The organism is Sporosarcina gallistercoris, from assembly GCF_014836415.1.
Classification (GTDB): domain Bacteria; phylum Bacillota; class Bacilli; order Bacillales_A; family Planococcaceae; genus Sporosarcina; species Sporosarcina gallistercoris.
This window is the reverse complement of the sequence record NZ_JACSQY010000012.1, coordinates 1-22,484: the sequence shown is the minus strand read 5'-3', so window position 1 is coordinate 22,484 and position 22,484 is coordinate 1. Positions and strand designations below refer to the sequence as shown.

Genomic DNA, 22,484 nt, shown 5'->3' with positions numbered 1-22,484 from the left:
CATACCAGGACTGGATAAAAAAATCTCCTCCATACGGAAACATATGGAGGAGACTGGATTATCGGATATCTTTTTCTATCTTGCCATCTTTCATCACAACTTGAATCGTATCATGATTCGCTAACGACTTAATATCTTCTATAGGATTGCCTTTGACGATCACAATATCTGCGAGCTTGCCAGCTTCAATCGTGCCGACGTTCTCTTCCCAGCCGAGGCATTCGGCTGCAGTTTTCGTAGACGCTACAATTGCATCCATCGGGGTCATCCCTGCGTTGCACATCAGTTCCAGTTCGCGCAAATTCGTACCGTGTTTGAAGACACCCGCGTCGGTTCCCATCGCGATTTTCACTCCGGCTTTGTAGGCTTTCGTGAAGCTCTCCACGTGGTGATCGATCACTTCTTTCGACTTTTCAATCGCGCTTGCTGGCATCCCGGTTGCATCTGCAGTTTCAAGCACCGCAACAGGAGCGAGTAATGTAGGAACTAGATACGTCCCATTTTCGATCATCAGTTCAATGGCTTCATCGTCAATGAAAATTCCATGCTCGATTGAGTGGATGCCTGCACGGACTGCGTTCTTGATACCTTCTGCACCTTGGGCATGCGCCATGACGCGTGTGTTTTTACGGAACTTCCCTTCTTCTACGATGACTTTCAGTTCTTCCAACGAAAACTGGGTGAATTCAGGATGATCTGTTGCGCTCAACACGCCGCCCGTTGCATGGACTTTAATGACTTCAGCCCCGGCACGCAGCATTTCGCGTGTTTTCTTTCGCACCTCTTCGACGCCGTCACACATTCCGTTCGGCATACCCGGATATTCGGATGCGAGCAAGTCCACTGTATTCCCTGAAACCGTATAGCCATCCCCATGACCGCCTGTTGTCGTCAATGCGTTAATGCTCAATTGCATCCGCGGTCCTGAAATCAGCCCTTCTTCCACCGCCTTCTTTACGCCAAGATCGGTACCGAGTGCATCCCGGACGGAAGTGACGCCTGCATGCAGCGTTGTTTTCAAGTATTCTGCCGCTTGATAATACATGAACGAAAATGGTGTAGCAAGACGCTCTGCGACAGGTGAGTACTCCATCATCATATGTACATGCGTGTCGATGAAACCTGGAACAATTGTGCCTCCTTGCGCGTCGATTGTGATTTCATCCCCAGTTGCTGAATATCCAGCCTCATCCCCTACATAGTCAATCCGCTTTCCGGATACGACGACAATTTGACCTTTTGTCGGTTCAGCACCAGTTCCATCGATAAGCAGTCCATTTTTAATAATAGTTTGTGTCATGAAAAACCCTCCGTTTTATAATGTTTTGATCAATATTCCAGCAATAATTACTGATGCAACCGTCACAGTTGTAAATCCTCCGATAATCATCGGCGCAAGCAATTCATTGAAAATGAGCTTCTCCTCTTTTTCGTTTCTCGCACAGCTCCGGCTCACCTCTTCGCAAAGGATGTAATCCCCAGGGAAACCGAACAATGCAGTAAGTGCTACCGGCATCCCTTTATACGGGTGCCATTTGACGAGTTTCGCAGTGACATACCCACCGATTGAAATTCCAATACTGCCGATTCCGAGTATTGCTATAATCGCAGGTAAGTTTTCAAGTACTTGACCTGGCGTGACTCCCGCCATCGTGCCGATGACTACAAAAATAATTCCGATCATCGTCACCGTGAATGAGTTCGCACGCTCTAGTTCACTCGACTCAAACAAGCCGATTTTCAGACCGATGACTCCGATCAGCAAGCACCATAGCGTGTAGTGGATCGGTGTGATCGTGCCAAGCATTATTCCAACAGAGGCTCCTGCAAAGACGAAGAATAGTTTTAGGACAGCACTTGTACGCAGCGGGTTTTTCTTCTTTTTCTGTGCGGCTTCCTCTTGCTCTGCATCCTCACCAGACATGGCTACAAAGGAACCGTCATCAATTTGTCCTTGGATGACGCCAGCGTATTTCTTCATGAAGTGCATGGCGAGCGGCATACCTACAACACCTTGAAAAGCAACGACAAGAGCGGGAATAATCACGATCGAAGTCAGGCCGAGCTCCTTCAATTTCTCAGATGTAACGAGAAGTGCAATGATCCCTCCACTGACAGGACCTACTCCGGCAACTGCTGTCGGATAATCGAATAGGAGCGGCACGATAAGTAATATTAATATTCCGGAAACAAGTACACCGCCGAGTGCAATGACAACAGCTTTATACTGCGTTTTGACGAGTGAAAAAGGAATCATTGTTCCCATATGGACAATTGCCGGACCAATCAAAATAGCACCAAGTGCAGCAAATTGAGAGAGTTCTAAAATGTCTTTAGGGAATATTCCAGTCCACGTTAAGACTAGAAAACCGACCATCGCTGTCAGAAGCATCGGAATTCGTGCTCTTGAAATAATGGAGAGCCATTCGCCGAGGGCGATTAATGAAAATATTAGGACTGTTGCAATGAGTGGATTTGAAAGCATTCGGCTCATCCCCCTTAAGGTTATTGTTAATTATTTCTCGAACCTATTGTTACGAGATATCCAATATATCACCATACATTCTATATGTAAATAGTTTTTTCTACAACTTTCGACTTTTCTGTCATTTTAACTCCCTTTGTAATCGCTTACTTCCTTGATTTAATAATATTTACGAAAATTAAATATTTTGCTGATTCCATTCCTATTCTTTTATTGTTCGATGAATAACAGTACCCATATGTAGCCTCTTCATTGAACTTAAATTCGTCAACTTCATCTTGACGAATTCTTCCTTCCCTACTATTCATGTACAAAAAAACCGTGCGAGAAAAATCACACGGTTTACTCATCGGACTCGATTCATTCATTGACAATAAACTTCAGTTTTGTGTCGCGGATTAGTGTTTTCCCCGAACTTGCAGGCAGCCCTTTTTTGATGGTTAGATAGAAAGTACCTTTTTCCCAGTGTCCTACAGGCGCGATGTAGAGAATACGAGGATTACTTGGGTCCACTTGAACGCTTACTCCACTAGTGACATCTGAGCCATCTGCGTTACGGGAAATCGTAATATCTTTTCCATAATTCCAATCCGTTTTAAGCGGTGTATTGAATTTCACAGAAAAAATCTTGGCATTATCGATTGTCATATCCGGAAAATCCCCGGTAAACGGTTGAATCCTTGTAACTGTGACGGTGGCTGTTGCAGTTAATCCACCATCTGCAGTCTTCGCTGTAACAATTGTCTTTCCCTCATTTAGCGCACTGACAGCACCTGTTTCATCTACTGCAGCAACAGTTGGATCAGAAGACGTCCAAGTGACTAAACTGTTGGTTGCATTTTCCGGGAGGACCGTTGCTTTTAGTGAAGCGCTGGATCGAGTAACAGGATTGCCGACGGTTAAAGAGAGCATGCTTTGGTTCAGCTGGATGCTTGTTGGATGAATGACTCGTTTCTCCGTGATTTCCTTACTGATCATAGTCGCCATACTTTCAAGGTTCAGCATACCTGCTCCATAATAAGGATCTTTTCCTTGCACCCCGAGGTCGGTCGCCGTAGTTGTTAGCAGTTCTGTTAGTTGTGCGGGACTTATATCAGGGATATTAGCAATAGCCATAGCGGCTGCACCTGCGACGATTGGCGCTGAAAATGATGTACCTGAGGCGGAAACTATACTTCCGCCTGGATGATTGGCTGCGATTCTCTCTCCCGGAGCACTGATGTCCACTCCTGGATTGTACGTAGAAAAAGCTGAATGTTGGCTCATTTCATTTATTGAAGCGACCGAAAGCACTTCATCGTATGCAGCTGGATACATGATGGGATTCCCTTTTTCTGCATTATTCCCTGCAGACGCTACAATGAGAATTCCTGCTTCAGCTGCACGGTGAATTGCATCTTCTTCAATTTGAGAAGGCGTGATTCCGCCCTGACTTATATTAATGGCATCGACGTGCTTTTGGATTGCATAGTCGATTGCCTGTATGTTCATAGAGACGGTACCCGTCCCATCATCACGTATCGTTTTAAGCGGCAAAACAGAGACGTTATATGGACCGCTAATTCCAGTGATGCCGTACTGATTATTCATGACTGAAGCGATGATCCCTGAAACACTCGTACCGTGACCTAGAGAATCATTGACATTGTTGGACTTGTCTACAAAATTATATCCACCGGGTGCAATCCGTCCTTTGAAATCCGGAATGGAACTGTCGATACCGGAATCTATGACGGCGACCACTGCTGACCCGGCTTGTTCACGTGGAAGGTTCCACAGAATCGGTGCTTTCACATGTGGAATCCCCCATTGATTGCGATAATATGGGTCATTGGCGACAACGGATAACGTACGTTCATAGTTCGGTTCCACCCGTTCAACTAACGGCTGATGCTTCAATTGTGCAGCCGCTTCTTTCATATCGGATATCGTTTCAAAACTATAAAGCTGAACAGATGGTGCAATGTCCATAACGCTTTCCGTTTCGGCAGGAATTGAAGGCGCCGTTGCAATCGATTTAGGAACATCTACATATTGGACGAGGAGTTCACTCTGTGTTCCTTTCGCTAAAGTTGTTTGTACTGGCGACGTTTCCATCTCAGCAAACACCTGATTTCCAGATAACAGAGTGACAGTACTCACTAGGATTGCAGCGACAAAAGGGAAACGGAAACATGTCTTGCCCACTCTAACTTCCTTCTTTCGACATTGGATTTTTCAATAGGTATATCGGTATCGAATAGAGCGGATTTAGAGAAAAGATAGTGTTTCCATCAAGAGTGAATCACTATTTTTTTAATCCAACCTTAGATAATGAATTAGGTAACTATAAGGGACCACCGAGTGGACGATTTCAATTCGTAGAACACAAAGCAAAAAGCCTGCGTCGAAATCCTATGCGCAGGCTGAAAAATTTTCATCATATGAGTTCATACAGTCGAATTGAAATGGTACTCCCATTCACGTCACGGTAACCGATCGGTGCTTTATGGATGGGACTTTTCCTCGGATTTCCTCATCTACTGGAGCGAGCAATTCTTCAATGACATCCATCATCTGTTCCTCGCTTTGAATCACTAATTCGTCTGCATATGCATCCATAGCATTATGCCAGGATTGCATCTGTTGCTGATCTGTTAGGGTCTTCCTTAACTGCTCAACCAGTGGTCGATCGGATAAGAGCCGTGTAACCAGTCCTTTAGGAATGAGTATTTCCAAGTTCATCTCTTCCTGACCAGGCAGTGCGGAGTGGATGAACATCGGAATTCTTTTACGCAACGCTTCGCTGACTGTGACTCCTCCTGGTTTTGTAACGAGAGCATCTGCGGTCTCATAAAGGTCATCCATTTCTTCCCGGGAAATTACGTAGGATAGCGGTTGGATATGGGGGAGATTCCAAGATTCGATTTTCCGGTACAGCCGGTTGTTATGTCCGCACAACACGATAAACTGGAAATCCTTCACTCCTTCCAGTTCCTGAAACATACGCGTTGGACATCCCAATCCGCTGTTTCCACCTGCGAGAAGAATGACTGGTTTGCGATGCAGCTGCCGTAACGATGCATGGTTGCCAGGACGGCTGATTTTTCGGTGTACCGGAATTCCAGTGACAATCAGCTGGCCTGGTACATTCGGATCTTCTTGTAACTGTTTCTTGGACTCCAAAGTGGGAAGGAAATGTGCATCGATTCCACGATGCCCCCAGTAATCATGAACGAAAAAATCCGTGTAGACATTCACGACAGGTACGTGACATTGACCGGACAGTTTTAATTTACTGAGCATGCAGGAAGGTAGACTGTGTGTACAGAAAATGAGGTCAGGCTGCTCCTCTTTCAATATCCGTTTCAATTTATGCAAAAACAGCGGCTGATGCCAAATATACTGTTCATCCAATGGTTCTTGACTGAAATAGAGTTTTTTATAAGTTTTGCTATACAGACGAGGTGCAAGTTTAATCCACTGCAGATAGCCTGTTGTAATGACTCTTTCCAGCAATTTGTTTGTTTCCGACAATAAGTCGACCTTTTTCACTTCTGCGTCAGGATACCGCTGCTGTACCAGATCCATCAGTGCTTCAGCAGCCTGATGATGGCCGGACTGCATTTGTAAATGCGGGAAAAACAAGATTTTCTTCATTTTTTGCACCTCCAATGTACACGATTATCCATTTTCAACTTTCTTTGACGTCTTTTTTTTCAAGAGAAACCAGCCGATCATCACGACTAAGAAGAACACACCAACGAGGGGAGCGTAACTTGGATTGACATGAAACGAACGGCCAAGCACATATCCTGCTACCAGAAATGGCATCACCCAAAGGACTGTTCCAAAGACGGCCAGCCCGAAAAACTGATAGAAAGGCATCGTTGTCAATCCTGCAAAGTAAGGACTGATTTGCCGGATGCCCGGCATGTAAAATCCGAAGACGACCGTCCGCTTGCGTCTCCTTTTGAACGATTGCTCCGCTTTCTTCCAACGTTCTTTCGTCAGACCGATGAATTTCTCCACTTTGTGCAACAGCGGGTATCCTAAGAATCGACCACCTGCATAAGCTGTCAACATGCCCGTCAATGCTCCAGTGATTGCAGCAATCGCAGTAGGTATCGGGTGAAGCTGATGTTGCGCTATCAGTACGCCGATCAAAAAAATCAGCGATTCTTCCGGGGAGGGAATGCCAACGATTCCAAAAAACAAGAGAATGAAGATGACGATGCTTCCATACTGGAGTAAATAGTCTGTCAGCGTCTCAATGGACATGACCATGCTCCTGTCCCTTCATCGTCAGCTCATCCGGCGGTATGAAACGGATACCTTCGGCTATGGCTTCCCGAATGTAGGATTCCAATACGTGAAGCATATGTGCAGGGGCTTCATCATCTGCTCCGGGGTTGCTTCCATCATCATGGAGTACGACGATCGAACCATCTGCTCCGATATCACGCAACCTTTCGGCCAGTTTTTCATTGCACGTCCGGACCTTCCAATCCCCTATAATATGTGTCCACATGATTGTCGTGTATGGATGTGAGACAAACGGAGTCACCAAATTGAAACGTCCCCAAGGCGGACGATAAAAAACAGGTTCACTTCCCGTGATTCTTTTGATCACTTCAGCTGTACGACTGATTTGTTGATGGGTTTGTTCAGGAGTGAGCCGCCAAGTTGAAATGTGCTCGTAATGATGGATGCCGATGGAATGCCCTTCTTCATGCATTCTTCGTATGATTCCCGGGTTTTGCTCGGCATGCTTCCCCACGACGAAAAAGACAGCCTGGATTTGGTGGCGCGCTAACAAATCGAGCAGCACGGGTGTGTAAAGCGGATTCGGTCCGTCATCGAATGTAAGCATGATTCCATTTCCCTTACGAACCTTTTTCCGGATTCCAAGGCTTGTTACGCGGATGAAGAACGTTGTTACAACTGTGTACACACTGTATAGAAGCAATGGTACGGCTATAAAAAACAGACTCCGCTTCCTCATCGATCCCCCTCCTCTCACAACTCTCTTATACTATGTTTTACCCAATCTTTTGGAAGATGAACATCTTCAGTATGACAACTCTTTCTTTTGAAATAACTACGAAAATCATGAAGACTTTCTTAAGATTACAAATGATGAACAACGCGTATATCTACTTATATGGAAAAACCGTGCATAGCGTTCATGCACGGTTTTTGTTTATTTCATTTTTGAAAAACGAACTCATGGCCCCTTCGAGCAGTGGCAAGTCATCATATGCACTAGGTTGTTTCAAGCGCACCTCTACGCGATGAAACAGTTGAATGTAGGTATTTCTAGTTTTCTCGTCGGCGAGGAAAGCAACCCCGTAGCCAAAAACATCCTTTTCTTCCCTGCTATGAATGAGTTTTCCATAGAAAAAGTGCGTTTCGTCGAACAGTTCGATCGTAAACTTGAGGATTACGTCCTCTCTTTGAGGTAGGTCGACTGTGGAGGTGAAATAGAGTCCGCCCGGCCCGATATTCACTATCAACACAAACACATTTCCTACCTTCGCCTTTTTACCATTCACTTCATCAATCGTCATCTGTGCCTTGAAGGGATGATCCGGACTGACCCTAAAGTACTTCCTTCGATTTAGAACATTCTCTTTCGAGTCTAGAACTTCCTGTTCCCGTATTAATAGTTTTGTGACGTTCTCTTCGGAGACTGGTTGGCTGAAAAGGAATCCTTGGAAGAAATCACATTCCAACTCCAGTAGGAAGTCTTTTTGTCCCTTCGTTTCAACGCCTTCAGCTACTACTTCTATAGACAGCATTTTTGCCATTCCGATAATCGATGTTGTAATGGTTTTTGACCGCTCATCTTCCAATACCTTATCCACGAACGAACGGTCCACTTTGATTTTTTCCGGCTTCATGTCTTTTAAAACCTTCAATGAATTATAGCCGGTTCCAAAGTCGTCCAGAACGATACCGAATCCAAACTCTTTCAGCCGCTCGAGACTTTCAGGGATTTCTTCTTCAATGAGCAACACAGATTCAGTTATTTCAATTTCAATCCATTTTGGATCGATGCTGTACTTTTGCGCGATATTGAAAAAAGTGGTCGGTAAATCCTCAGCATAGAACTGCATCGCAGAAACGTTGACAGCAGCTTTTATGTTGAGATTTTTCTGATGCCACTCCGCTAGTGAACGGCAGGTGGATTCCATGACCCATTCTCCGATTTTTATAATTTCTCCCGTATCTTCAGCGAGTTGTAAAAAATCAGCAGGAGTCAGCAAGCCTAACGTCGGATGATTCCATCGTACAAGTGCTTCAACAACTGCAATCCGGTTTGTATGCGCCTTATAGATTGGTTGAAAATAGACTTCTAACTGCTCATTCTCAATTGCGCTAGCGATGTCTTTTGTGAGTATGAGCTCCTTTCTCAATAAACCGGATGTCGTATCCGAGTAGTAATGATAACTATTTTTCAAATGTTTAGGTGCAGAATGGAGTGCCGCACTCGCATTCATCAACAATTCTCCTGAAGTGGTTCCCGCGGTCGGATACATGGCAATCCCCATACTTGTCGTTATGAGCAGTTCATAATCGTCTATATAGAGTGGTTCGTCAAAAATGGCACGGACACTACTTGCCAGACGGGATGTTATGTCCTTACTTTCTAAGAATTTTGTTAATATTGCAAATTCATTAGAGCCGATTCTTCCTATCATTTCAATTTGTTCACCGAGTTGTTTTCTTAACTTAGATGCGATTTTATCAACATAACGATCACCGAATTCATGGCCGAATGCCCGATTGATCAACTTGTAATTACGGATATTCAAAACAAAAACCGCAAACTTTTTAGATAGCAGTTCGGCAATCTTCAACTCGATGTCTGCTTTCTCTATGAATACTTTCCGGTTCGGTAAGCCTGTGACGTAATCATAATTTGTAAGGTAATGGATTCTTTCGTCTCGCTTTTTTATCTCCCCGATATCTACACTGCTAAAGAAGAAACCTTTTAACTTAGGGTCTGACAAATAATTTGTAACCTTCAGCTGAAACTCCTTTATCTCTCCATCTGTTGAGAGTATCTTCATTTCGAAGGTTTGGGACGAACCGGGAAAGTGCATGAGCTTATTCCATTGTTCACGTATATTTTCGGCGTTTTCACTTGCCAAGAAATCCAAGAAACTTCGACCGATGCATTCATGTTCTTCATATCCTAACAACGGCTTCACGGCGGGGCTGATGAATTTCACAGTACCCTTTTCATCTAATATCCCTGAAAGTTCTTTGGAGTTGACGTAAATATGATTCCTGATTTCTGAATCGTCGCTATCTTCCTTACCGTTCACCGGCAGGATACTTTGAAGCATACAGTAGAGTCCATCGATTTGTTGAGAACTATCCCTAAAAGGAAACATCGTAATTTTAAATTCAAATTCGACATTGTTCTGCATTCCTTTTGCAGAAAAGTGTTCGATATTCCCTTGAAGTGCATTCTCCATATGCCGGGCATACTTTCCCTGTTCCCCTGGAGAGAGATACCCCTTGTAACTTTCTCCAATTTTGATGATATCTTCTCCTTGAGATACATTGCCTTTAAAATCTATAATGATCCCTTGTCGATTTAATATAAGGATAAACGAATCTCTGTCTAACTCGTGGACATTGGTTAATGCACTACCCAACGATATGTTCTGCATAGAGGAAGATTTCCTTTTATAAAACTTCATGCAACCCACTCCTTAGTATTAAAATAGATAAGGTCAATAATTCCTTATACAATATAACGTATATCATGTTTAGGTATTTTGCAATACACAAAATTTTCCTAAAAGAGGAGGATAGTACTATACACTTCACTTCTTAAATGCTAAGCATTTTTTGCAACAACGCTTCAACTGCCGGCGGACGATAACGGTTCTTCACATATGCCAAATACACGGTACGTTTAAGGCTTGGACTATCAAGTTCCCGAATGGCTAACGTTTCCGGTACCGTTCCGCCAATATAATTTCTAGGAATGATGGAGATTCCGATCCCTGCTTCCACTAATGTCAAAATGGTTTCAAAGCGATCCGCATCGTAGCAGACATTCATGCTTATCTCCGCTTTTTTAAATGCTTCCGTTATGTTCACCCGTGTTTGAAATCCTTTACTCGTGATGATGAACGGTTCACCTTCAAGATGCTTCAGTTCCACATCGATTCGATTCGCTAAAGGATGATCTGCATGCATGACAAGGACCAAGTTCTCCTTATATAATGGAGCGGTGACAATATCCGGGGTGTCGATGAATTCATTCGTCAAACAAATATGTACCTCGTATTCACGTAACGCCTGCTCAATGTCAGTTCTCCCGAGGACTTCCTTTAGAACGACATGCATATCCGGGTATTCCTCTCTATACCATCCCAACACATCAGGAATCCAATTTTTCACAGATTCTATCATGCCGAGCCTTACTTCACCACTGCCCGCCGCTTTCACTTCATTCACTTCTTTTTCAAATATATCCATTTCAGCAAGGATGTGCAGTGCCCGCTGGTAAAACACTCGCCCGGATTCCGTCAGATCCACACGTTTCGTTGTCCGTTCCAAAAGCTGGAATCCTATTTGCCCCTCCAATGTACGAATGGCCTTACTGAGTGAAGGTTGGGACAAATGCAATTTAGCGGCAGCGCCTGAAAAACCTCTCTCATTCACAACTGCGACAAAATAACGGAGCTGTTTTACGTCCATAGTCCTCATCTCCTTCTTTTGGTCTATTATAACTTAAATGCATAAGTAAATGAATTATAGTTATTTGAATTAATAAATGGCAGCTCGTATAATGAAGCGTATTGCATTTAACTTTGAAAGGGTGACTCTTATGATCAACGCAACGAAACCAGGAATCTGGAGCGGCAGAATCGATGACGTTACCAATCGGGCAGCATTTCGTCTTCATCAAGTGATGCAGCTGAATACTCCGAAAGAAAGCGCTACCAGTCCCACTTGTGCATTGATCGGGTTTTCATCTGACGAAGGAGTTCGACGAAATAACGGGCGTACCGGGGCTTCCACTGGACCTGATTCACTCCGCTATGAACTTGCAAAACTTCCATGGAGACAACCAGAGAACCATCACATAGTGGATTTAGGAACGATCATCTGTGAAGATGGCAAGCTGGAGGATGCACAGCGCGAACTCGGTCAAGTTGTGTACCGGAGTTTAACCGCTAACACAATCCCCGTAATTCTTGGGGGTGGTCATGAAACCGCTTTCGGTCATTACTTGGGCGTACGGGAATTCGCAGGACCTGAGGCAAAAATCGGTGTCATTAACATCGATGCGCATTTCGATTTACGCAGTTATGCAGAACAACCGTCTTCAGGGACAATGTTTAAACAAATGCTTGACATGAATGCGAACACCTCATATTACGTATTAGGAATTCAAGAGTTCGGCAACACACAACTGTTATTTGACGAAGCGGATCGTCTTGGTGTTCACTATATAACAGAAGTTCAGCTAGATGAACTTCCCGTCGAACAAATATATACACAACTTCATCAGTTCATCGCAACGCAAGACTATATTATGCTTACGCTATGCTCCGACGTACTGGACGCTGCTGCAGCGCCTGGCGTCAGTGCACCTTCTCCGTTCGGACTTTCTCCGAAGCAAGTACGGGAACTGATCCGTATCGTTGCGTCTGAACAGAAAACGCTTTCATTTGACATCTCAGAAATCAATCCTTTACTCGATGAGGGAGGCCGTACAGTTAAACTCGGTGCTTACTTAACGAATGAAGCGATTGTCTCACTGCTTGGAGGTATACAGAATGACAATTGAAATGAATCAGGTAACAACGCTTTTCCTAGCTATGGCACTGTTTTTACTCGGCACAGCACTCGTCAATAAATCTAAGATTCTGCAAAAATTCTGCATACCAGCGCCGGTTGTCGGCGGCTTGCTTTTTGCAATCCTCGCTACCGTTCTAAAAGCAACTGGCCTTGTGAATTTCACGCTCGACACATCCTTACAAAACTTATTCATGCTCACGTTCTTCGCAACAGTGGGGCTTGGCGCAAGCTTCGCACTCATTAAACTGGGCGGAAAGCTTCTGATCATCTACTGGGTCGCTTGTGGATTCCTTGCGATTATGCAGAATGTCATCGGCGTATCCATGTCCTACTTGTTCGATATCCACCCTCTCATCGGAATGATGGCGGGCGCTGTTTCCATGGAAGGCGGACACGGCGGAGCGACCGCATACGGCACAACTGTGGAAGCGCTAGGAATCGATTCCGCATTCTCTATCGGGATTGCCGCTGCAACCTTCGGATTGGTTGCAGGTGGATTGGTAGGCGGACCACTCGTCAAGTATTTGATAAACAAACACGACTTGAAATCCACTGAAGTGGAAGAGTCGTATGAATACACTGCAGAAGCACACGAACCTGCAATTTCAGTCGATAATTTCACAATGCAAGCTTTCCTCATTGTCGCTTCAATGGCTGGAGGATCATTACTAGGTGACGTATTCACGAAAGTCACAAGCAACTTCATGGAAAACGGAATCGTCTTGCCTAACTATGTAGGGGCGATGTTTGTCGCAGTGATCATCCGTAATATTGTCGATCGTATTAATGGAAATATTGTGCATATGCGCAGTATTACTCTCATTGGTGACGTTGCTCTCGGCATCTTCCTCTCAATGGCACTTATGAGCATCAAGCTTTGGGAAGTTGCTGGGCTCGCACTGCCGTTACTCGTGATCGTGTTTGTACAAGTTGTATTCCTCGTCCTATTTGCGATATTTGTTCTGTTCCGCATTCTTGGCAAAAACTATGATGCCGCTGTAATGTGTGCAGGATTTGCAGGACACGGACTGGGAGCTACACCAAACGCGATGGCCAATATGGCTGCTGTAACCGCACGATACGGTCCATCACGTACAGCTTACTTAATCGTACCGATAGTCGGCGCGTTCCTGATTGACGTCGTTTCGATGCCTATCATCATTACTACAATAAATATCTTCAGCTAACTTTGTAAACCGGCTCATGGCAGCCGGTTTTTTGTTTTCCTATGCAAAACTCTATCGTTCTTCTGCCAAATGCGCCATAATGAAGCTATATACTGTATACCTGGGAGGAATTCATCATGACTGACATGTACGAAAAACGGCGCCGTGCGCTACGAACTCATCTTCAAGACCAATCACTATCTGCGGTCCTTGTAACTGATCCTGCTAACGTATTCTATTTCACAGGATTCAACTCGGACCCACACGAGCGGTTCTTAGGGTTATATATAGAAGCAAGTGATGGGAAGACCATCCTATTCACACCTGCTCTCGACAAAGACGCAGCGGCAGAGAGCTCAGATATCGAAACGATTGTCCCGATTTCAGATGAACAGCTCCCCTTCGATGTCATCCGTTCCACTGTTGGTCAGGTCGAAGAAAGTGTCGGAATCGAAGCAAAAGCTTTTAGCTATTTCCGTTACAACGAATTCCGTACTGCATTCCCAAATGCTGACGTCGTGGATGTCCAAAGCTACATCAATAAGTTACGGAAACGTAAAACGCGTGAAGAAATCGCTGCATTGAAAAAGCCGATAGAAATTATCGAGCGCGTTCTTGAAGAAGGGATCCAGCTCGTAAAAGTCGGCATGACAGAATCCGAGCTGACAGCTGAGCTCGAATACTTGATGCGTAAATTCGGAGCAGATGGACCTTCCTTCTCCTCCATCGTGCTCTCCGGCGAAAAAGCTGCATTGCCTCACGGCGAACCAGGAGAGCGCAAACTCCAAGTCGGTGATTATTTGCTCATTGACTTCGGAGTCGCAAAAGACGGCTACATGTCCGATACAACACGGACCTTCATGATCGGAGAAGCTACGGAACGTCAACATCTCATTTACGACACTGTGCTCGCATCGAACCAAGCAGGGATTCAGGCCGTCCAAGCCGGGATTCCATTGAAAACGTTCGACATCGCTGCACGCAGCGTTATCCAAGAAGCCGGCTTCGGGGAGTATTTCAACAATCGCGTCGGTCATGGTCTCGGTATTGAAGTGCACGAAGAACCTTCCATTCACATGAACAACGAAGAGATCGCAGAGCCCGGTCTCGTGTTCACGATCGAGCCAGGCATCTATATCCCAGGTGAAGGCGGCGTCCGTATTGAAGACACCGTTTATATCAATGAAGATGGTGAAGTCGAAGTCCTTTCGACGTTCCCACGTGAATTGAGAATTTTAGGCTGATGGATTAGTAGAATTGCCGTTTGCATCCTGTCATATACATGATGCAAGCGGCTTTTTTACGTCGATGCCTGCTTTTTGCAGCGGAATAACTGGTTCCAGGCAAGCGGGGTTCCACCAATTAATCCCTGGCGGCGTTTGAATTGTGCCTGGTTGCCGATGAATTCCTCCGTCTGGCCGATTGTTGGGAGCATTTGGCCGATTGAACCCCTTTTCTGACCGATTCTTCGCTCGAAGTGGCCGATTCCACTGGGACAAAGCAGTAGCCCTTCCTGAAACAAGCGAAGCGCTACCAATTAATCCCTTCCTTCTCGTGAATTGTGTCCCGTTATCGAGAAACTCCGCTATGTGTCGGAGAAAGTGATGTGCGTGTCGCACAAATCGCTGTGGGTGATGGAGAAAGGCTCGCCAGTGTCCGAGAAGTCAATCGATGTGTCGGAGAACCCCCAACTACTGGCAGAGAACGCCCCCCCCTCCTTCCAACCACATGAAAAAAACGCCCCAGTAACGGAGCGCTTCCACCTTATTTTTTCGTTTTATTAGCAACTTCAATGGCACGATTTGTTCCTTCAGACGCTTGTTTCAACGCTTCCACTGGATCCTTTCCTTGATACATATCTTCAAGTGCTGTCACAATTTGCTGACGCGATTCCGGAAACACTGAGATAAGCGCCCCTTGAGTGGCATAGCCTGGCACCGTATCTTGAAGCTGATCGACTGTCACTTTATATTGAGGGAACTCCGCCCACTTCTCCTTCACGTTTTCTTCCTCGTATGCCTTCGGGTTGATTGCAAAATAGCCAGTATCCAAATGCCACTTTGCCTGTACTTCAGGAGTCGTTAAATATTGCATGAACTCCCAAGCTGCTTCTTGCTCCTCTTCTGCAATCCCTTTTGACATCCAAAGTGAAGCTCCGCCAATGACGACGCCATTGCGCTTCACTTCGTCCGCATAGGGAATATATGCGACACCGACTTCAAATGGAGCTGTGTCGATTGCTCCTGCAACGCCTGCTGATGAATCCAAATACATGGCGACTTTTTCAGAAGCGAATGCCGCACGGATATCATCCCAGTTTGTTCCGAAGTTACCGAAAGTTCCTGCTTTGTTCATCGTATTGAGCGTTTCAAACACAAGACGCCCTTCGTCACTATTGAACGCAGCTTCTGTGGCGTCTCCAGTACGGCCGTTGTTTTCATTCACATAATCGCCGCCTTGTGTAGCGAGCAATTGTTCAAAGAACCAACCGTACGTCAGCATGGAGAATCCGTACATTTCCCCTTTTTTCAACTTCGCTGCCGCATCGATGACTTCCGAAAACGTTTCCGGTGCTTTCTCCGGATCGAGTCCAGCTTCTTTGAAAGCATCTTTGTTGTAGATCATCACTGGTGTGGAAGAGTTGAACGGCATGGAGTATAACTCATCATCTACTTTGTAGTAGTTCAAGATATTCTGCTCGAGCTCATCGGCATTAAAATCATTTTTATCGATAAACTTCTGGATCGGCTCGATATAACCGCTATCGATCATATACTTTGTACCGATTTCAAAGACTTGTGTGATGGCAGGAGCGTCCTTCGTTCCACCGACACTTCGCAGTTTTGTCAATGACTCTTCATACGTCCCTTGAAATTCCGCTTTCACTTCGTATTGTTCTTGAGACTCATTGAAGTTCGCGACGATTTCATCCAGCGAGGTTTGCCCAGTCCCGGACATTGCGTGCCAAAACTCGATGGACACTTTCCCATCTTCCGTCTTCGTCGCCTCGCCTTTTGTGTCGTCTCCCTCATTCCCTCCACCCTTCGTGCTGGAATCACTATTCGTACAAGCTGTAAGGATTGCCAAGCTGAGTACCGTTAAAAATAAAAACATGAACTTCACAGTTTTTCTCATATTCCTCTACACCCCATCTCTCAAAGTTTACATCGATTTCTCAGGCTAATAAACGGTGTTGATTGACATTTCACACGGAGCTTGTTGAAATCAGGAATTCTTATTTCACCATCACTTCAAAGCCCCTTGCGACAAGCCTTTCTGTAGTTGCTTCTGTCCAATGAACAGCAGCAATAACGTCGGAATGATGACGACGATGACACCAGCCATGACCACCCCCCAATCGGTTGACATCTCTTGGGATTGCAACTGCTTCAATCCGATTTGAACCGTGCGTACCGAACTGTTCGTCGTGATCAGCAGCGGCCACAAATACATATTCCACGTTGTCAGGAATCCGTAAGCACCAAGAGTTACGAGACTCGTTTTGGATATCGGCAAAATCACTTTCCAAAAGAACGCGAACCGACTGAGACCTGCAATCTGCGAAGCCTCCTGCAACTCTTTCGGAATTGTCTTGAAATGCTGACGCAACAAGAACGTTCCGAACGCGAGTGCGAAAAACGGCAACGACATTCCTTGGTACGTATTCAACCAATCTAGCTTTTGAATCGTGAAGAAGTTCGGGATCATCGTCGCTTCCCACGGAATCATCATCGTGGAAATGAACAGGAAAAACACAAAATCCCTTCCTTTAAATGGTATGAATACAAAGGCATACGCCGCAAGACTACACACCGCTAGCTGCCCCGCCATCACGCTCAACGAAACAATGAAACTGTTCACAAGATATTTCAACAAAGGGAGTCTATCAAACACCTTCACATAGTTATCGAACTTAAAAGCTTCCGGAAAAAATCGGCCTTGTAAAATTTCAGGTCCACTCATAAACGAAATCATGAACGCATACAACACAGGGAAGAACACCAAGAAGGATGTAACAATGAGTAAAAAGTAAATCCAGACTTTCTTGAGCATCGAGTCTCTCACTGATAATGCACCTTCCTTTCAAGAAGCTTGAATTGAAGGAGGGTGACCACCAGAATAATGACGAATAGAATGACTGCTTGAGCACTTGCAGTACCAAATTGATAATTAATGAACGCTTCCCGATAGATCGAGTACACGATCAAATTCGTTGACTGAGAGGGACCTCCTTTGGTCAGAATATCAATCTGACCAAAAGTTTGAAATGCATTGATAAGAGAAATCGTGACAATGAAAAACAATGTAGGTGACAGCATAGGAATCGTAATGCGCCGAAGCCTGTAAAAGTAGCCAGCTCCATCAATCCGTGAGCTTTCGTACAAATGCTCATCGATATTCTGCAATCCTCCAAGGAGAATCAGGAACGAGAATCCTGTGTTCATCCAAATCGTGGAGATGGCAATCGACAACAACGCCCACTCCGGATCCAGTAGCCATTGGATCTGAGGGAGATCGAGAACGAGCAGTATCCGATTGAAGACCCCGACACTTGGATGGAACAAGAAAAGCCAAATTACCGACGATGCTGCAACGGAAATTCCCATTGTCGATGAATACATCGTTCTGAAAAAGCCGATCCCTTTCAGCTTTTCGTTTGCGAGTAATGCAAAAAATAACGCAAGAATAATGCCGACGGGCACTGTATACAGGACAAATAACCCAGTTGCCTTCATACTATTCAAAAATGCAGGTGACGTGAGTAAGTAGCTATAATTTTCAAATCCTACGTTAACCGCTGCATTCCCATTTTGATCAGTCAGATAAAAACTTAAATAAATCGTCCGGATCATCGGATAAAAGAGAAACACCGCAAATAAGATGATGGAGGGCAGTAAATACAAAAAACCAACACGTAAATTTGCTGAACGTTTCCAGCCACTAGGAGCTTTCGCAGAAGTCATGTACTCACCTCTTTCACAATCGAAAGATGTTCAAGTCCTTCTGGTTTACGAATCAGCTCTCCTGACTCTTCATCGAATACACAGAAGTGTTCAGAATCTAGCCCAATCGGAACCCGGTCACCGATTGCAATATCCCATTGTCCGCTCCATTTCGCCATCCATTCACGCTGACCTACTTGGAATGAAAATACGGTTTCATTGCCTAGGATCTCTACATTGGTCACCTCTACTTGTATCCGATTTCCACTCTCAGTTCCAGATATTACTGGCTTTATATGCTCTGGTCGAATGCCTGCGAGGAGCGGCCTGGCGGAACTCGCGGCCAGCTGTACCTCATTCATCGGGATATGGATCGTGTCTTCTATGAAAATACCGGACTTGGTCGGTTCCATTCTTGCTGAACAAAGATTCATAGGCGGAGAACCGATAAATGTCGCGACGAATGGATTCGCGGGATAATTGTAGATATCGATCGGCTTACCTACTTGCTGGATCTTCCCTTCATGAAGAATCATGATCCGATCACCCATCGTCATTGCTTCCACCTGATCGTGTGTTACGTAGATCATCGTAATGCCAAGCTTACGCTGAATTCTACGAATCTCCGTCCGCATGTGCGCACGTAATTTCGCATCCAAGTTGGATAAGGGTTCATCCATCAAGCAGATCGGTGCTTCACTTACAATGGCACGAGCAAGCGCAACCCGCTGTCTTTGACCTCCTGACAATTCGCGTGGCTTCCGCTTCAAATAGTCGGTTAACCCAAGCATCTCCGCCACTTCGTTCGCTCTTTCCATTTGAACGGCTTTTTTCACTTTCTTCACGTCTAGACCGAACGTTATGTTTTGTTGCACGGTCAAATGTGGATACAAAGCATAGTTTTGAAATACCATTGATAGATCACGCTTGTCAGGTGATAAATGATTTGCCCGCTTTCCGCCGATTTCCAATATCCCACCTGTAATTTCTTCCAGTCCTGCAATCATCCGCAACATCGTACTCTTTCCACACCCTGAAGGACCGACTAAAACAAAAAACTCTCCAGCTTCAATCGTTACGTCGATATTCGAAATCACATCGACTTGTTTATCATAAGACTTCGACACGTCAATCAGTTCGACTTTCTTCATCCAATCCATCCTTTCAGGCAGCCATTTCCTAGATGTCCTGTCGTTCTTATCAAGGTCATGGTATCATTTTCAGTAATGGGTTTTCGTACTATTTACATAAGTTAACATCATCTTTACACGTGGTTTACAACTTCAACTGATCGGAGGTTACGACCTTGAAGGTTAAACAGATTGCTTTTTTACTCATACTTTTTCTTTCCAGCTGCTCTCCCGCTTCCAAGCAGCCCGTTTCCCTCCCATCAGAACCATTTCTAGTTATTGCACATCGCGGAGCTTCGGCATATGCACCCGCTCATACGTTTCCTTCCTACGAGCTTGCGATAGATATGGGAGCCCATTATATTGAGCTCGATCTCCAGCGGACGAAAGATGGGAAACTGATCGTTCTCCACAATGATTCCATTGAGTTGAATGGCAACGAAATGGAGATTGAGGAGATTACTTCTGATACGTTAGGTGCCTTCAAGCCAGCCGAAGAATTCAACCAGCCCTCTAACCAATTCGCATCGCAGAGATTTGCGAGTCTCCGGGTACCTTCCCTGGAACAAGTCCTCCGTGAATTCGGAGACCAAACCAATTACTATATTGAGATCAAATCCCCAGAACGTTATCCCGGCATCGAACAGCAGCTAATTGACCAATTGGACGGTCATCATCTGCTAAATCGTGAAGATCCGCTTCCCAAAGTGATCATTCAATCTTTCAGCAGCGATAGTTTGAAAAAAGTACATGAATTGAGTCCATCCACTCCTCTGATTCAGTTATATTCGTTTAAGGAAAAAGCGGATTTGCCAACTTCAAAACTGAAACGGGTCACCCGCTATGCATCCGGAATCGGAGTAAACTCAATGGCTGTCACAGAACACTTAGTAAAAACCGTTCATCAGTCAGGGCTAGCGATACACCCTTTTACAGTGAATGATCCCGAGCATGCTGCTGCACTCATTTCAATGGGGGTGGATGGCGTCTTCACTGACAAACCCGATCTCATTCTCCATCTTTTAAGTCAGGAATACGAACAAGATTAAATTTTCAAAATAATTATAACATAATGGTTGCCAATATTCTCTATCCTATCCAAATTTGTTGCTTGCATGGATAGTGGACGCCGCTTCCAATAGGTTCTCCGCCATCCATTCTTATGCCCTTCAACCTATTCAAATTTCACGGATTTTGTCGATACATGACATATACCCTTCCGATGGTTTTTTTCCCATTAACTTCAATCTACTAAAACACTTACGAAATGGCGGGCAAATGATGGAATCCTATATACATAACTACAAACGCAAACGAGTCTGGATGTTGCTCGTCTTCATCGTTTTTCTTCCGGCAGTTTTTGAAGAGATCATCTCTTCGTTCCTTGACTTGGATTTTCAAAATGACATCTGGTATGAAGTCATCGATACATCCATCATGCTATTGTTTGCAACACCCATCTTCATCCACATGATTCGCGAGAACGACAGGACGGCGGTTCATTTGCAGCAGCAGTTGCAGGAAAAGAAAAAAATTCAGCAAAAGTTGACATTGTCCAACATTGAATTGGAATATAATGCAACTCACGATTTTCTGACAGGACTTCCGAACCGGTACAAGCTGTTCCAAGTACTCAGCAGGATGGTCAAAGAACGTCATGAGCTAGCCGTGCTATTCCTCGATCTTGACCGATTCAAGACCATCAATGATTCGATGGGTCATTTATCGGGAGACCAGTTCATCAAGCTGGTGAGTATCCGTCTGAAGCAGGCGATTCCTTTAGGAGCGCAAGTTTTCCGTCATGGAGGAGATGAGTTTGTTATCTTATCTGAGCTTCCGAATTGCAGGTCTACCGAAATTGCGGATGCGGTGTGTGATGCGTTCCAACAGCCATTTTCCATAAATGGAACACTTCTCTACTCGTCAGTAAGCATCGGAATCAGTCACATGCCCGAACACGGTACAGACGAAGTGACTTTGTTAAAAAATGCAGATCGGGCAATGTACCGGGCAAAGGACCAGGGTGGCGGAACTTTCAACATCTTCTCGAATGGCACTGATGAGTACGAAAAGAAACAGCTCATGCTTGAGAATGACCTCAGAAATGCGCTCGAGACCGAACAGCTTATTGTCCACTACCAACCTGTCGTCGATCTATCCACTGGCCGCCTTAAAAGTTTCGAGGCACTCGTACGCTGGGAGCATCCGGAGTTAGGTCTCGTCCCGCCTGGAGAATTCATCCCCGTTGCTGAACGTTCAGGGTTGATCAACGATATCGGCACACGGGTATTGGAGTCGTCATGCAGACAAGTAAGAAGATGGCACAGCGCCAATGAACAGATAGGTCTCGCGGTGAACGTTTCCATCCGCCAGTTCAGGAATCCACATTTCCCGAATTTAGTGAAAGACGTGCTGGAAATTACACAATTCCCTGCTCATCTGCTCATTTTGGAAATTACCGAGTCGATGATGCAAGATGATTCAGAGTCAGTGCGGATAATCGAAGAAATCCGGACGCTTGGTGTGAAATTAGCAATCGACGACTTTGGGACGGGCTACTCGTCTTTAAGCAAACTTGGATTTTTACCGATCGATTATTTGAAGATCGATCGCTCCTTTATAACGGAGATGTTGATCCATGCACCTATACAATCGATCATACAGACGATCATCGATATGGGACGTAACCTGGATATGGAGCTCATTGCAGAAGGAATTGAAGAAGAAGGCCAATCGCTGCTTCTTGCGGAATGCGGATGTCAATTCGGACAAGGCTATTTGTTCAGCAAGCCTCTCTCCGCGGAGGAAATCGAGATGACTTATTCTCTTTCTACATTAGTGAAAGTGAAGTGAATGAAAAAGCTGCTAGCATGGGCACTGACTAACCTTTTTGAGACAAGTAAAAAACACCTTATTATGCAGCCAATTGTCGGTATTGAACCGGCGATTG

Annotated in this window: 17 protein-coding genes; 5 read left to right on the top strand and 12 right to left on the bottom strand. The window is 44.9% G+C overall.

The genetic code is table 11. From position 1 onward, the window contains the following. Positions 1-58: 58 nt before the first annotated feature. The 8 genes from H9659_RS13445 to H9659_RS13410 all read right to left on the bottom strand — a co-directional run bounded on the left by H9659_RS13445 (position 59) and on the right by H9659_RS13410 (position 11,188). Complete coding sequence (locus H9659_RS13445) at positions 59-1,300, bottom strand: metal-dependent hydrolase family protein (protein ID WP_191691444.1); 1,242 nt, start codon at positions 1,298-1,300, stop codon at positions 59-61. Between the two features lie 15 nt (positions 1,301-1,315). Then, positions 1,316-2,485, bottom strand: a complete 1,170-nt coding sequence (locus H9659_RS13440) for a hypothetical protein (RefSeq protein WP_191691442.1) — start codon at positions 2,483-2,485, stop codon at positions 1,316-1,318. A 360-nt stretch (positions 2,486-2,845) separates the two neighbouring features. After that, a complete protein-coding gene (locus tag H9659_RS13435; protein WP_191691440.1) occupies positions 2,846-4,672 on the bottom strand; it encodes a S8 family peptidase in 1,827 nt (608 codons plus the stop codon). Between the two features lie 273 nt (positions 4,673-4,945). Beyond that, positions 4,946-6,124 (bottom strand): MGDG synthase family glycosyltransferase, encoded by a 1,179-nt coding sequence (locus H9659_RS13430; RefSeq protein WP_191691438.1) that lies wholly within the window; start codon positions 6,122-6,124, stop codon positions 4,946-4,948. A gap of 24 nt (positions 6,125-6,148) precedes the next feature. Further along, positions 6,149-6,745, bottom strand: coding sequence for a DedA family protein (locus H9659_RS13425; protein WP_191691436.1), 597 nt, complete (start codon positions 6,743-6,745; stop codon positions 6,149-6,151). Beyond that, entirely contained in the window at positions 6,735-7,469 is a 735-nt protein-coding gene (locus tag H9659_RS13420; RefSeq protein ID WP_191691434.1) for a polysaccharide deacetylase family protein, read from the bottom strand. Before H9659_RS13420 ends, H9659_RS13425 begins: the two co-directional genes overlap by 11 nt. Positions 7,470-7,650: 181 nt before the next feature. Beyond that, positions 7,651-10,179, bottom strand: a complete 2,529-nt coding sequence (locus tag H9659_RS13415) for an EAL domain-containing protein (RefSeq protein ID WP_191691432.1) — start codon at positions 10,177-10,179, stop codon at positions 7,651-7,653. 133 nt (positions 10,180-10,312) lie between these two features. Next, positions 10,313-11,188 carry a LysR family transcriptional regulator gene (locus H9659_RS13410; protein ID WP_191691431.1) on the bottom strand — a complete coding sequence of 292 codons (876 nt, stop codon included), beginning with the start codon at positions 11,186-11,188 and terminating at the stop codon, positions 10,313-10,315. Positions 11,189-11,318: 130 nt separating this feature from the next. Here H9659_RS13410 and hutG point away from each other — a divergent pair, with 130 nt between their 5' ends. The 3 genes from hutG (at position 11,319) to H9659_RS13395 (ending at position 14,705) form a co-directional block, all read left to right on the top strand. After that, positions 11,319-12,284, top strand: a complete 966-nt coding sequence (gene hutG, locus H9659_RS13405; RefSeq protein WP_191691430.1) for a formimidoylglutamase — start codon at positions 11,319-11,321, stop codon at positions 12,282-12,284. After that, positions 12,274-13,482, top strand: coding sequence for a sodium/glutamate symporter (gene gltS, locus H9659_RS13400; protein ID WP_191691429.1), 1,209 nt, complete (start codon positions 12,274-12,276; stop codon positions 13,480-13,482). Before hutG ends, gltS begins: the two co-directional genes overlap by 11 nt. Before the next feature lie 116 nt (positions 13,483-13,598). Further along, positions 13,599-14,705, top strand: a complete 1,107-nt coding sequence (locus tag H9659_RS13395) for a M24 family metallopeptidase (protein ID WP_191691428.1) — start codon at positions 13,599-13,601, stop codon at positions 14,703-14,705. 520 nt (positions 14,706-15,225) lie between these two features. Here the strand turns inward: H9659_RS13395 and H9659_RS13390 are convergent. The 4 genes from H9659_RS13390 to H9659_RS13375 all read right to left on the bottom strand — a co-directional run bounded on the left by H9659_RS13390 (position 15,226) and on the right by H9659_RS13375 (position 19,555). Continuing rightward, positions 15,226-16,596 (bottom strand): ABC transporter substrate-binding protein, encoded by a 1,371-nt coding sequence (locus tag H9659_RS13390; protein ID WP_191691427.1) that lies wholly within the window; start codon positions 16,594-16,596, stop codon positions 15,226-15,228. Between the two features lie 111 nt (positions 16,597-16,707). Continuing rightward, positions 16,708-17,514, bottom strand: coding sequence for a carbohydrate ABC transporter permease (locus tag H9659_RS13385; protein WP_191691586.1), 807 nt, complete (start codon positions 17,512-17,514; stop codon positions 16,708-16,710). Positions 17,515-17,522: 8 nt separating this feature from the next. Next, positions 17,523-18,425: a carbohydrate ABC transporter permease gene (locus H9659_RS13380; RefSeq protein ID WP_191691426.1), complete on the bottom strand. Its 903-nt coding sequence runs from the start codon at positions 18,423-18,425 to the stop codon at positions 17,523-17,525. After that, positions 18,422-19,555, bottom strand: coding sequence for an ABC transporter ATP-binding protein (locus H9659_RS13375; RefSeq protein ID WP_191691424.1), 1,134 nt, complete (start codon positions 19,553-19,555; stop codon positions 18,422-18,424). The genes H9659_RS13380 and H9659_RS13375 overlap by 4 nt, the downstream gene beginning before the upstream one ends. 155 nt (positions 19,556-19,710) lie before the next feature. Between H9659_RS13375 and H9659_RS13370 the strand changes: the two genes are divergently transcribed. Beyond that, positions 19,711-20,583 carry a glycerophosphodiester phosphodiesterase family protein gene (locus tag H9659_RS13370; protein WP_191691422.1) on the top strand — a complete coding sequence of 291 codons (873 nt, stop codon included), beginning with the start codon at positions 19,711-19,713 and terminating at the stop codon, positions 20,581-20,583. Positions 20,584-20,815: 232 nt separating this feature from the next. After that, positions 20,816-22,387, top strand: a complete 1,572-nt coding sequence (locus H9659_RS13365; RefSeq protein ID WP_191691420.1) for a putative bifunctional diguanylate cyclase/phosphodiesterase — start codon at positions 20,816-20,818, stop codon at positions 22,385-22,387. Positions 22,388-22,484 lie beyond the last annotated feature (97 nt).